This window comes from Ekhidna sp., assembly GCF_963691765.1.
Classification (GTDB): Bacteria; Bacteroidota; Bacteroidia; order Cytophagales; family Cyclobacteriaceae; genus Ekhidna.
In genome coordinates this window covers 2938217-2951778 of record NZ_OY829375.1, presented here as the reverse complement: position 1 = coordinate 2951778, position 13562 = coordinate 2938217, and the positions used below count along the sequence as shown (strand labels likewise).

Here is a 13562-nt window from a genome sequence, read left to right as displayed (position 1 = left end):
CAATATTCTTTGGATTGTCCCATCAAAGGCTAAAATCCAATGTAATTTAGCCTGATGAAATTGGCCGCCATAGATATAGGTTCAAACGCAGTACGACTACAAATCACACGAGTACTGGAATATGAAAAAGTTATCACATTTAAGAAGCTAGAATATGTTCGTTTCCCGCTTCGATTAGGACATGATGTCTTTTCGACAGGAAAAATTAGCGATTACAATCAGGAGCGTTTTTTCAAATTAATGACGGCATATAAAAATTTAATCGATCTGTATGAGATTGATGCATTTTACGGTTGTGCGACTTCCGCAATGAGAGAATCTGAAAACGGAAATAAAATTGTTGACAGAGTTAGAAAGGAACTAGATCTTCCTTTAGAAATTATAAGTGGTCAGGAAGAAGCAGAAATGATAAACAAAGTAATCCTTCAAGGACTTGATAATGGACATTATATCCATATTGATGTTGGTGGCGGTAGTACTGAGTTGAACATTTATGAAAATCACCAAAAGGTCTACTCCAGATCTTTCAAACTAGGATCGGTAAGAACATTAGAAGGTCAGGATACGCCAGAATCCTGGCAAAAAATGAAGGACTGGGTAAATGAATATGCTTTTAAGAATAGTGAGAAAATCACAGCAGTTGGAACTGGAGGAAACATTAATAAGCTATTTGAGCTTTCCGGATCCAACTTAAAAAGTAAAAAAATGAGTTTGGAAACACTCATGAAAACTCAAGATGTCTTGAAAAACTTAACGCTAGAGGATCGTTTGAATAGGCTTCAACTAAACCCAGATCGAGCTGATGTAATCATCCCTGCTTCAGATATCTACATCTCTGTAATGCAATTCGCCAAGGCAAAAAACATCATTATCCCAGATGTTGGACTAAAAGACGGTATCAACTATTATATGTATCAGAAGCACTACCCAAATAGCGATAAAGTATTTGTAAAAAACTAAAAAGCTTCATTCAGAAACTCACTTTCACTCTACTTTGATCACTACTTTACCGGCAAATACATTATTATCCATCATTTCATGAGCTTTTCTTAATTCCGAAAAATCAAAAACGGAATCGATGAATGGATTGTAGATTCCTTTTTCTACTCTTCTAACGATCTTTTGGATATTCTTCCCATCTTTTTTCACTGAGATAGTCCCACTATCATAAAAACCAACCCTTGGTTGACTCATTGCTTTATCGAAACTCCCGGCCTTATTCGTATCATAGCTATCTGTGAGTGACCCAGCTAAACAAATATGTGCTTTTTCTGATCGTATCCTAAAATCGTCTTCTAATGTGGTCTTACTAACAATAGTGTCCACTATTCCATCTGCACCATTGGGCCATTCTTTAAGCACTTCATCTGTAATTGAACCGGAAGAAACAATTACGTTTTTCATTCCTGATTCGAGCAATCTGTTCACTTTACTTTCACTTCGCGTAACACCAATTACTTGTCCTCCTAAATGATTCACAATTTGGGTGATTGCAATTGCTAGCGCCGAAGCACCTGGTCGAATTAAAATTTTCGGTTTGTCAAATTGATCCAGTTTCATACTGCTAAAACAGCATCCCCATGCTGTAAAATAAGTCTCCGGAATAGCAGCAAATGCAATCCAGTCGAGTGATGTCTCTATTGGAAAAACATTAGAAACCGGAACCACGGTTTCTTCTGCATATGAGCCATCATATGCACGTCCCATCTCACCCATCGCTGCACATACCTTTTGTCCGACTTTCAACTCTCCTCCTGGACAATCCAACACCTCTCCTACACACTCAATGCCTATGACCCGTGGAAATGGAACGGCCTCACCTGACCCTCCCATCCTAGTGATTGCCTCAGCTCTATTTAGCCCAAAGGCTTTGATTTGAATATGCACCTGGCCTTTTTGAGCTTTTGGCCTAGGAATTTCTTTAAGCTCCAAGACTTTTGGACCACCTGGAATAGTTATGACGTATGCTTTCATACTATTAAGTTAATAAATAGAGCAAAGCATTAAGTGCATGATATCGCTAAACAAAAAAAACCGATCCATTTCTGAATCGGTTTTCGTTTTAGTAGCGGGGACAGGACTCGAACCTGTGACCTTCGGGTTATGAGCCCGACGAGCTACCAACTGCTCCACCCCGCGATGTGGAGGGCAAAAGTAGAAAGATTATCCAAATTGGCAAAAGAAATTTTAATCCTTAATACTATTCTTCATATGTAGGTGAAAATCCACTCAACACCCGCCTTTTTGCACACTTTCCATTCTATAAGAGTATGAGTCCCCCTTATCAACAGGAAGGCAGCAAAGTGCTAGCATGCTAATGATTATCCTCATAATTTTGCCTCTGATGAAAGACACGGAAGATTTCAAATCTGGATTTGTCAATATTATCGGAAGACCGAACGTTGGCAAATCAACACTGCTAAATGCCTTGATGAAAGAGAAACTTGCGATAACAAGCAGCAAGGCTCAAACCACAAGGCATCGTATGTTTGGGATATTAAATGATGATAACTACCAAATAGTCTTTTCTGACACACCTGGAGCTATTGACCCTGCCTACAAGCTTCAGGAAAAAATGATGGGGTATGTGCGCACTGCTCTTGATGATGCAGATGTCATTTTATTCATGGTCGCTTTAGAAGATAAAAATGAATACCCTCAACTTATTGAAATGGCGCAAAATGCCCATGCTCCAGTCATCTTTCTTATCAACAAGACTGATCTCAACAAAGGATCGCAGACATTTGACAAGACTGCCTATTGGAAAGAATTATATCCAGACTTAGAGATATTATCGGTTTCTGCATTGGAAGAGCATGGAACAAACGAATTGATGGATAGAATTTTGGAGCTTTTACCTCATCATCCACCTTTCTTTCCTGAAGACGAGATTACAGATAAAAGTGAACGTTTTATCTGCGCCGAAATTATAAGGGAAAAAATATTTATAAACTACAAGCAAGAAATTCCATATAGCTCTGAAGTAGTAGTAACCAGCTTCAAGGAAGATGAAAAAATCATCAATATCGAAGCTGAGATTTTTGTCGAACGTGATAGTCAGAAAGGTATTATAATCGGTAAAAAAGCAGAATCAATCAAAAAAGTGGGTATGCAAGCGAGGAAAGACATGGAGGCCTTCTTTGGAAAGAAAATCCACCTGCAAACTTTTGTTAAAGTTGAAAAGGACTGGAGAAAAGACGATAGAAAATTGAGTAGGTTTGGTTACTGATCAAATCTATCATAACCATGCGCAAATTTCTTGTACTTGCGATTCTAACTTCCTTCCTGGCCAATAACTCCATAGCTCAAAGTCCTAAAGATGAGCTTTCTGAAGTAGATAGAATCTACTATACATGCAAAATCTGGGGTTACTTAAAGTACTACCACCCATTAGTTGCAAAAGGTCTTTTTGATTGGGACCAGAAAATGCAAAATGTGTTGAGACTTACTTCGGATATGAAGACTTACGAGCAGTTATCTGGGTATTACGCTCGTTGGATTTACAACATCGGTCAAATGCCTCCATGCAAAAAATGCAATAAGTCAGCTGCATATGAACCCTTCCCTGAAAATTTTGACCTGTCGTGGACTCAAGATCCAAGATTCACAGACCAACTTAGAAGAAGTTTGAAAGAAATTGAAAAAAACAGATTTCAGGGCAATCATTACTACATCGGCAAAGGAAACGTAAACCAATTCGAACCTAAAAATGAACCAATAGGTGCCGATGTCTCATGGAAGAATGAATATCAGCGATTACTGCCACTTTTCAGGTATTGGAATTACATTGAATATTTCTTTCCGTACAAGTACTTGATGGATCAATCTTGGGATGATGTACTTAAAGAGATGATCCCGAAATTTTTAGCTGTCAATTCGACTTTCGAGTGGCATCAGGTTATGTTAGAGATGGTTGTTAAAATAAGCGACACCCATGCTGCATTTGACACTCCTGTGCTTCAAAAAGTCAATAAGATGCACTACTTCCCAGCAAGCATTGGCGTGGTTGAAGGCAAAATTGTGGTTACTAAAATTTTAAATGAAGAATTGTGTAGAAAAGCCAATCTAGAAGTTGGAGATGTGATCCTTGAAGTAGACGGCAGAAAGGCCATTGAGCTTCATGAGTCTCGTAAAAAATACATCTGGGGATCTAATGATCAAGTCAAGAATAGGCACGCTTATTTTAGTATTTTCATGGATGCCGAAGAGTCTGCAACTCTCACAATTCAACGAGGAACCTATACCTTCAATCAAGAAATACCTATGTATGGCTATTCTGATTTAAATATTAGGAAAGACAGCTCACCCAAATGGAAAATGCTAACAGATTCAATCGGATATGTAGACATGGGACGCTTAGTTAGAGGAGAAGTTGACAAAATGATGGCAGAGCTTATGGATAAAGCAGTTATCATTTTTGATATAAGAAATTACCCAAAGGGCACGTATAGGGATATTGCTAAGTATCTAAAACCTGAAAGCTCTGTGTTTGCAAAGTTCACTCGACCAGATTTTAGTTATCCCGGAAAATTTGTTTGGTCAGGTGAGAGTACTTGTGGTGAAACGAACGAAGATTACTATAAAGGGAAAGTTATTCTATTGGTAAATTCAAGAACTCAGAGTCACGCAGAATTTACGTGCATGTGTTTACAAACAGCTCCTAATGTAGTGATCATAGGAAGTCAAACATCCGGTGCAGATGGCAACGTTACGAGGTTTCCAATCATACAAAGATTATATACATATATATCCGGAATTGGTGTTTACTACCCAGATGGTGGAGAAACACAGCGAATTGGCATAGTTCCAGACATAGAAGTATTGCCGACAGTAGACGGAATTCGATCAGGTGAAGACGAAATCTTAAATAAAGCCATTGATGTAGCACAAGAAGAAATCTCTATGCAAATAGCTAAAGCAAAATTAGAGGCACAAGCTAAGTTAGACTCGATGAGTATTGATTCACTAGATATGAATAGAATGCTCCAAGATACGGTTCAAACTGACACACTATCTATCAAAGAAGGAAACAATTAAATTCAGTGGTATGAAAAAGACTTTGATCGCTCTGATATTCATTCTTTCATGTTTTATTTCCAATGGTCAATCTGACAAGAGACTCAATAAGTTGTTTCTGGAAATTAAAAAAATAGAAAATGAAAATTCCGTTTCAAATCCAATCTGGAACGGTAAGCACCCAACAACTTACTCATTTCAAAAAATTGAAGTAGATATTGAGAAGTCAGAAAAACTTGAATCCAAGCTACAAGCTCTTTTGGATATTTCGAACGAGAGTCTTTCTGATCAAGCGAAGATCAATAAGGAAATTAAGATCCTTCAGCTACGAAATTTTTTAAGCACGATAAAGTATAAAATCTACCTCATTCCTTTCAATGCAGAGGGAGGATTTTTCAATGCTCCAACTTACTTCCTCCCTAATCTACCATTTGAAACCAGTGCTGACTATGAAGCATATTTAACATGGCTTCCATCCTATGTTGATTTCATCAATTATAATCAAGAATTGATGAATCGAGGAATTCAAGAAGGAATTCAAGCACCTAAAGTAATTGTCAAAAACACGCTAGATCTTTTAAAGGCCTGGACAAATGACGATGTTTCCCAAAATCCTTTTTATAGACCATTCAATAATATTCCATCAACCGTTTCAAATTCGGAAGCGCTTGAATTACAAGAAAAAGCTAAGGAAATCATTTCTAAATCTATCCTTCCCGTATATCAGGATTTGAAACAATTCATTGAAGATGATTACTTGATAAAAGCGCCTGAAAAAGTAGGAATCAGTGAAATCAGTAATGGTCAGTCTTATTATGAAAATAGGGTGCGCCATTTCACCACGCTGGATATTACTCCTGATTCAGTTTATGAAACTGGACTATCAGAAGTAGCCAGAATTCGCGCACTGATGAATAAAATCATTGAAGAGTTGGCTTTTGAAGGGAATTTCGAGGATTTTTTGAATTTTCTGAGAACAGACCCTAAATTTTATGCTAAAACCGGTCAGGAATTACTTAATCGAGCTGCATGGTTGAGTAAAAAGGCAGAAGGTCAATTACCTAGGCTATTCTCAAAACTATATTCACTGCCATTTACAGTTGAGCCTGTGCCTGATGCTATCGCACCGAAGTACACCGGAGGACGATATGTTGGAGGGAATATGGCACAAAATAAGCCCGGTATCTATTGGGTAAACACTTACAACCTGAAAAGTCGTACACTCTATACCCTACCTGCATTATCTCTTCATGAAGCTGTTCCAGGTCATCATTTACAAATCTCCATGGCAAACGAGCTAAAAGACCTACCTGGATTTAGGAGCGGCTACTACATCAGTGCTTTTGGTGAAGGTTGGGGGTTATATTCTGAATTTCTTGGAGAAGAAATGGGAATGTACCAAACGCCGTATGATCTATTTGGTAGATATACTTATGAAATGTGGCGAGCATGCAGACTTGTGGTAGATGTAGGGCTACACTACAAAGGCTGGACGCGTCAAGAAGCTATTGATTATATGGCAAAAAATACCGCATTGTCTTTACACGAGGTTACGACAGAGATTGATAGATACATTGGCTGGCCTGGACAAGCAGTTAGTTACAAGATGGGTGAGTTAACGATTCTTACATTAAGAAAACGTGCATCAAAGATGCTTGGAGAAGATTTTGATATAAAGCAGTTTCATGATGCCATCTTACGAAATGGGTCTGTACCCTTACCCATTCTAGAAGCTGAAGTAGATAAATACATATCTTCTGCAAAATCCAAATAGTGATTATTCTTTTGATTTAACTTCGCGCTTTAATCCTTTGAATTTTTATCCGGTAAATGGCAAATATTCTTGCAATCGTAGGCAGACCTAATGTGGGTAAATCCACTCTTTTCAACAGACTTGTGGAAAAGAAACAAGCCATCATGGACAATGAATCTGGTGTGACCAGAGATCGTCATTACGGATATGGTGAATGGAATGGTAAGAAATTCACTGTCATTGATACTGGTGGATACGTTGAAGGCTCGGACGACATCTTTGAAGGGGCCATTCGCACTCAAGTAAAAGAAGCACTAGAAGAAGCAACGGCGATCCTATTTATGGTAGACTGTGATACAGGATTACATGGATTGGATCAGGATTTTGCAAATGTGGTAAGAGAAATCAAGAAGCCGATTTTCTTGGTAGCCAATAAAGCTGACAATCAAGAAAAGTTGCTTGCCTCGAATGAATTCTATAACCTAGGGATGGAAGCAGACTTATTTCCTATTGCTGCTGCAAATGGTACCGGTACAGGCGACTTGTTAGACGAAGTAGTAAAAACCTTTGGCGATGAGGAACTTGTAAAAGAGGATGTACCCAGAATTGCAATTTTGGGAAGACCAAACGTTGGAAAGTCATCATTCGTCAACGCGCTGGTTGGAAAAGAAAGGAGTATCGTAACAAATATTGCTGGCACTACAAGAGATGCGATTAATACCCGATACAATCTATTTGAGAAAGATTTCATCCTTACCGATACCGCTGGAATTCGTAAGAAGTCGAAGGTTAAGGAGAATATTGAATTCTATTCCGTGCTCAGAGCAATACAAGCTCTCCAAGACTCTGATGTCTGCATTGTAATGATCGATGCTGAGACAGGTTTAGAATCACAAGACATGAATATCATTGGACTTGCCCACAAATACAAAAAGGGTGTGGTGCTGATGGTAAACAAGTGGGATCTGCAAGAAAAGGACTCAAAGACCGCTGATAACTACAGGAAGTTTTTGGAAGAAAAGCTAGGACCTCTTAATTACATTCCAGTCATCTTCACTTCAGTTTTGAATAAGCAACGGATCATGCAGACATTGGAGTTGGCGCTTCAAGTCCATGAAAATCGCTCAAGAAAGGTTTCCACATCAAAACTTAATGAGATAATGGGTAAAGAAATTGAAAATTACCCACCTCCTGCTGTGCGTGGACATTATATCAAAATCAAATACATTACACAGCTACCAACTCACACACCAACTTTTGCATTTTTTTGCAACTTCCCACAGTACATAAAGGAGCCCTATCATAGATATCTTATAAATAGAATGCGGGAGCATTTCGATTTCAGAGGTGTTCCAATAAAAATGGTTTTTAGAAAAAAATGACTTCCAGAGAAGTCTTTCAAAAATTTGTCCCTACTCCTTCTATAGAGTATTGCGTGAAGCTTTATGAACGATTGGGCTTTGAATTCAAAATCAAGAAAGCAAGACAAACCAAACTTGGCGACTATCGATTTAACCCTAAAACCAATAGGCATACGATAACCATCAATAATGATTTAAACCCGTATGCGTTTCTGGTTACATATTTACATGAAGTAGGTCATTTAATTGCATTCAAACAATATGGAAGGAGAATCTTACCACATGGCAAAGAATGGAAGCAGGCATTTAAGGAGGTATCCGAACCTATGCTGACAGAAGAAATCTTTCATAAATCCGTGCTGGAAGCTCTTAAAAAATACTTTAGAAATCCGAAGGCATCAAGCTGCTCAGACCCTGTGCTTTATCAAATACTAAAGCAGTTCGATGAACCTTCTGACAAAATTCTATTGAAAGAAATTGCTGTTGGAGAGGTATTCATATTTAATAAAAAAGTATTTATCAAATTAGAAAAAAAGCGTACTCGGTCAGTCTGCCAAGAGATACAAACGAAAAAAAAATATTTAATTTCTGACCTAGCTGAGGTGGAGATAACCGAAGAATAGTTCTTTTTTATTAGCTACCAGAATAGCAATTAATTTATTACTTTAACAGTCGTAATACACTGCTACCAAGAGTGAACATTTTAACCAGCAATTATGTCACAGACAATAGCAGTATACAATTTTAAAGGTGGTGTAGGGAAAACAAGCACTACACTTAGCTTAGCTCACAGTTGGTCACGATCATTTAAAGTTCTTGTAATTGATTGCGACCCACAGGCAAATCTCACACAAGCACTTTCAGATCAGGATCATGCAAACACGTTATTTACGTATACGCGTAAGTTTCTACACAATGAACAACCTGAGCTAAAGCCTGTTGAAATTCATCCTTACCTGCACCTAATTCCAGGCGATTATAAAATGGCAGAAATTGAATCTAATACTGAATTCATATCGTTTGGACACGTTATTTTCTATAAGCTCCTTTCAGTTATAAGATGTAACTACGATTTCATCTTGTTGGATTTTCCAACTCATTTCGGGGTTACTGTTAAATCATTTATTGCAAATATTAACAGCATACTTATCCCTGCAACAGCCGGTTCTTTTTCAGTATCTGGATTCAAGAAATTGCTTTCTTACTTGAGCAGTGTAGAGAAAGAAAAGCCTCTTGAAATACTGGGAATTTTCTTCAACCAGTTTCGAAAAAACACATTATTCCACCAGAAAATTGTAAGAGAAGCAGAACAAGAATTGGGTCATCTCATTTTAGATCAGCGAATTCGAGAGTCGATAAAAGTAAGTGAAGCAAATGGTCAAATCGAATCTATTTATGGATTCACTGATCAGAGTGCAGTTGCTGAAGATTTTCTTAAACTCAGTGATGAAGTGATTTCCAGAATGAATAGGGTTAATCTCAATGACGCAATCAACCAAATAGAAAAGCAAGAAATAAAAACTAGATAGTCAAACGTCTTTGTATAAGCCCATTTACAAGTTCGTAAAAACGTAGTGGCGGTAAAGTCCTCCACTTCTCAATTTGAAGACTGCCTGACATATTAACATAATTATCAATGTTGTAATTCTTCATTTCATCGATGATAAATTCCCGGAAGTTTACTCCAGCAATCCATCCTTCTTCCACCTCCTCAAACCATTCTTCATAGTAGCAATCATCACTTCCGTGAAAATTCATAATATTCTCACCAATGATAGCAAACTTATTGATACCAAAATCCATCATATGCTCTAAGATGTTGCGCTTAAATTGCATAATGTCATTGTTAAGCGCATCATTCCACTCCCCTATCATCTCAATAACAACAAAGCCCAATTCATAATCTGCAAAGAGGATCTTCATATAGAGTGTTTCGGAACCAAAAAAGTCCCATGCAGGATCTATGTAGTACCCATATATATTTTCGGAATACACATCGTAGTTATACTCTTTCCCAGAAAAAGGAGACTTTTCATCGTAGCTAGAATTGTAGTATTGATTCCAGCGGTCATATGGCATAATCGTATGCATTGTGGTAAATGTATACTTGTGTATACAAACAAAAAAACCCTGGCCTCACGGTCAGGGTTTTCTTCGTAATTTTTAAAATTATCCTCCAAAAATATATCGAATTCCAAATTGCATCTGCCATCTAGAACTCACCAATCCACTATCGTCTTTACCTAGCAAATCAGTTTTGTCTTTAACATCTGGGTTGAATGAAAAAGTAGGAGTATTAGTACCATCTTCGAATCCTTCAAACGATAATAATTCTACTGAAGTACCTCCTCCATCAGGTATGAAGTATCTTCTACCCCAATCATTATTTATAAGATTTCCAAAGTTGAAGATATCGAATGATAACTGAATTGTGTTTTTCTTCCCATCTGACATTTCGATATAAAAATCTTGCAACAATCTAAAATCTATGATACTTGTAAAAGGAGTTCTAACCATATTCTTTTCAGCATATCGTCCCCTTCTACCGCTCAAGTACTCATCATTATTGATATAATCGTTTAGAGCTGCCCATTGCTCATCTGCTGTAGAAACATCAGCAAATCTGATTTCATTTCTTGTTGAAGGAACATAAATAAGTGCTCTTTCTCTTGAATCTTCACCTGTTAAATCATCATCATAAGTATATGAAAATGGCGATCCGCTTTGACCATTATAGAAGAATGAAATAGTTGTCGCAAAGTTATTTAAGTATTCTTTTCTATATGAAACTGAAGCAAGAACTCTTGAAGCAACATCAAAATCTGATCTTCCAAGAGGCGCATTGTTTCTACCATTGATAGAATATACACCTCTCCATTGTGAACTGTTTTGAGAAGAAGTCCCTTCAAATATTGCATCAGCTCTACCGAAGCTATAAGCAACATTCGCAGTAAGTCCATTTTCCCAAGGTTTAGTCAAGCTTAAAGACAAGTTGTATGTTTTACCTTCATTGGTATTTGATCCTAATATGATTCTAGAATAAGTACCATCAACATCACCGCTGAAAATTGGTCTATCATCAGGAGATCCTGTAAGAGATGATGTAGAAGGAACAACATTTAGATTTTCATAGAAGATTGCATTGATATTCTTAGTATAAATAGCTTCAAATGTTCCTATCAAGCCCCACCATGGAAGCTTCTGATCAACAGCTATGCTAGCGCGGAAGACTTGTGGAAACTTAAAATCAGAAGCGAATAAGTCCATTTGACCCTGAGGAACAACATCTGCACCTCCAAAATCGCTTACCGTTGGCTGATCAAATGGATCTGGATTGAAATCAATAATATCTCCATCTTCTAATTCCGCTCTTGTTCCTCCAACACTTAGGCCATTGTTATTAAACATTGCTCCAGGCCACACATAAGGAATTCGGCTTGTAAAGACTCCTAACCCTCCGCGTATTTGTGTAGTCTGATCTCCATTCAAGTCATAGTTAAAACCAAATCTAGGAGAGATTAAAACCTGTGGATCAGGTGCTTGTCCTGCTCTAGCACCTTTCAAGTCATATCCTTGAGCTTCGATAAGACCAATCGTTGTGTTGTTGAAATATGTATCCTCTTCCGGATCATCCAAGAACATCGGAATATCTACTCTTAAACCTCCAGTAATCTTTAGCTTATCGCTTACTTGGTACTCGTCTTGCACATAAAAACCAAGCTGTAATGCTTTGAAAGCAGCAGCTGCAGAAGTAGCATCACCCGTCGTATTATCTACAAGAGAGTAACTTCTTTCAAATTGAGTGGAAAGTCCTGATGCTCCATTAAGGTCTGCAAGAAAATCTGCTATCGAATTGTAATCATAAACCCCGAAATTTTGTCTTACAAAGACATTATTCATATCGTAATACTCGTTGTGAGTACCGACTGTTATTGTATGACGTCCCTTATAAAGGTTGAAGTTATTGGTTAAAGTAAATATCTTTTGTTCCAACAAATTGGCCGTTGAGAATTGCTCACTACCAAACTCAATATCCCCATCTCTGATATCAACATACGGGAATGGAGATCCTAATGGATCTCTATCATCTTTAACTGAAGTAAAACCAATGATTAACTTATTTGATTTGTTGTCAAAGTTGGAAGCAACTTCAAGAGTGGTTGCGTTAGTGGTATTCGGGAAAAACACTCCTGAGTTCGCAAATCTTATGCGAGAAGTACTTGAGCCACTTGGCGAAAAGTTTTCTCCTTTATTGTAGCTGTGACGCAATGAAATCTTATGCTTACGATTGAGGTTGTAATCGAATTTTATCAAGAATCTTTCTGCTTGAAGTTCTCTTACGACGTCTTCATAAGAACCTGGATCGTATCCTAAACCATTCAAAGCAGTCACTAATCCATCTACATCCGTTCTTGTCAACGTTCCGGTATATGAGCCGAAATCAAAAGGTACTGGAGTTTCTTCTCTTTGAACTTCTCCATTTACAAAAAAGAATAATTTGTTCTTGATTATTGGTCCACCTGCTCTAAACCCATATGTCTTAGCACTAAACTCGGCAAGTCTCTCTCTGTCAATATCAGCTGGATCTGAAATAAACTTAGGAGTTTTGGCTGCAAGCTTTTCATTTCTTACAAAGTAGTATACCGAACCCTCATAATCATTTGTCCCGCTTCTTGTAACTGCGCTAATTCCACCACCAGCAAAACCACTAAGTGTCACATCATAAGGTGCAACCTCAACGCTAATTTGATCAAGAGCATCCATACTAACTAGTGGATAGTTTCCTATCTGACCTCCATTTTGTCCATTGTCAGCTAGACCGAAAACATCATTACTACTTGCCCCATCAATAAAAATCGAGTTATATCTATTGTTAGTGCCGGCTATGCTTAATCCTCCATCAGGAGTTACGCTTGCTTGTGGAGTTAGACGAGTAAAATCTTGAATTCCTCTACTTGCATTCGGTAAAGAATTGATTTCTCGCGTTGAAACTTTTGTTCCAGCACCAGTCCTATTACCATCGATAATTCCTGTATTAGCGGTCACTACTACTTCACTCAATGCTGTAGCAGACTCCGAAAGCTCGGTTGAAAATTTGTATGACTGCCCTAGTTTCAGAGAGATTCCATCTTGGGACTTAGTTTCGAAACCAATATATGAAACGGTAACCGTATATGGCCCTCCAGCTTTCATGTTTGGAATTCTATAAAATCCGTCAAGGTCGGTAATATTTCCGTACTCGGCACCTGTTGGCGTGTATACAGCTAGAACAGTGGCTCCAATCAGCGGTTCACCATTCTCGTCGGTTATCCTGCCATTCATGGCGGATGTCGTAGAACCTTGACCAAACAGCAACAATGTGCTGAATACAAGGCAAGCGGTCAGTAAAATTTTCTTCATCTTCTTGGTAATATTAGGTTTCATTAAGCAAT

Annotated in this window: 10 protein-coding genes and 1 tRNA gene; 7 read left to right on the top strand and 4 right to left on the bottom strand. The window is 37.9% G+C overall.

Annotated features, from left to right (window positions below):
• The first annotated feature begins 54 nt into the window (after positions 1-54).
• The gene (locus tag ACY650_RS13425; protein ID WP_462248145.1) at positions 55-960 is read left to right on the top strand and encodes a Ppx/GppA phosphatase family protein; all 906 of its coding nucleotides are present in this window, start codon (positions 55-57) and stop codon (positions 958-960) included.
• A 24-nt stretch (positions 961-984) separates the two neighbouring features.
• Here ACY650_RS13425 and ACY650_RS13420 read toward each other — a convergent pair whose 3' ends face one another.
• Positions 985-1974, bottom strand: a complete 990-nt coding sequence (locus ACY650_RS13420) for a zinc-binding dehydrogenase (RefSeq protein WP_462248144.1) — start codon at positions 1972-1974, stop codon at positions 985-987.
• A 92-nt stretch (positions 1975-2066) separates the two neighbouring features.
• Positions 2067-2139 (bottom strand) — tRNA-Met (locus tag ACY650_RS13415).
• Between the two features lie 205 nt (positions 2140-2344).
• On the opposite strand from ACY650_RS13415, the gene era reads away from it, so the two are divergent.
• The 6 genes from era to ACY650_RS13385 all read left to right on the top strand — a co-directional run bounded on the left by era (position 2345) and on the right by ACY650_RS13385 (position 9659).
• Positions 2345-3229, top strand: a complete 885-nt coding sequence (gene era / locus ACY650_RS13410; RefSeq protein WP_462248143.1) for a GTPase Era — start codon at positions 2345-2347, stop codon at positions 3227-3229.
• A gap of 17 nt (positions 3230-3246) precedes the next feature.
• Positions 3247-5037: a S41 family peptidase gene (locus ACY650_RS13405; RefSeq protein WP_462248142.1), complete on the top strand. Its 1791-nt coding sequence runs from the start codon at positions 3247-3249 to the stop codon at positions 5035-5037.
• Positions 5038-5047: 10 nt separating this feature from the next.
• Entirely contained in the window at positions 5048-6790 is a 1743-nt protein-coding gene (locus ACY650_RS13400) for a DUF885 domain-containing protein (RefSeq protein ID WP_462248141.1), read from the top strand.
• 56 nt (positions 6791-6846) lie between these two features.
• A complete protein-coding gene (gene der / locus ACY650_RS13395; RefSeq protein ID WP_462248140.1) occupies positions 6847-8151 on the top strand; it encodes a ribosome biogenesis GTPase Der in 1305 nt (434 codons plus the stop codon).
• Positions 8148-8753 carry a SprT-like domain-containing protein gene (locus ACY650_RS13390; RefSeq protein WP_462248139.1) on the top strand — a complete coding sequence of 202 codons (606 nt, stop codon included), beginning with the start codon at positions 8148-8150 and terminating at the stop codon, positions 8751-8753. The genes der and ACY650_RS13390 overlap by 4 nt, the downstream gene beginning before the upstream one ends.
• 93 nt (positions 8754-8846) lie before the next feature.
• Complete coding sequence (locus ACY650_RS13385) at positions 8847-9659, top strand: ParA family protein (protein ID WP_462248138.1); 813 nt, start codon at positions 8847-8849, stop codon at positions 9657-9659.
• Here the strand turns inward: ACY650_RS13385 and ACY650_RS13380 are convergent.
• Both ACY650_RS13380 and ACY650_RS13375 read right to left on the bottom strand, forming a co-directional pair.
• On the bottom strand, positions 9652-10221 hold the full coding sequence (locus ACY650_RS13380) for a hypothetical protein (protein WP_462248137.1): 570 nt from the start codon (positions 10219-10221) through the stop codon (positions 9652-9654). The two genes, ACY650_RS13385 and ACY650_RS13380, sit on opposite strands and share 8 nt — an antisense overlap.
• A 78-nt stretch (positions 10222-10299) precedes the next feature.
• Positions 10300-13530 (bottom strand): TonB-dependent receptor, encoded by a 3231-nt coding sequence (locus tag ACY650_RS13375; RefSeq protein WP_462248136.1) that lies wholly within the window; start codon positions 13528-13530, stop codon positions 10300-10302.
• Between the last annotated feature and the right edge of the window lie 32 nt (positions 13531-13562).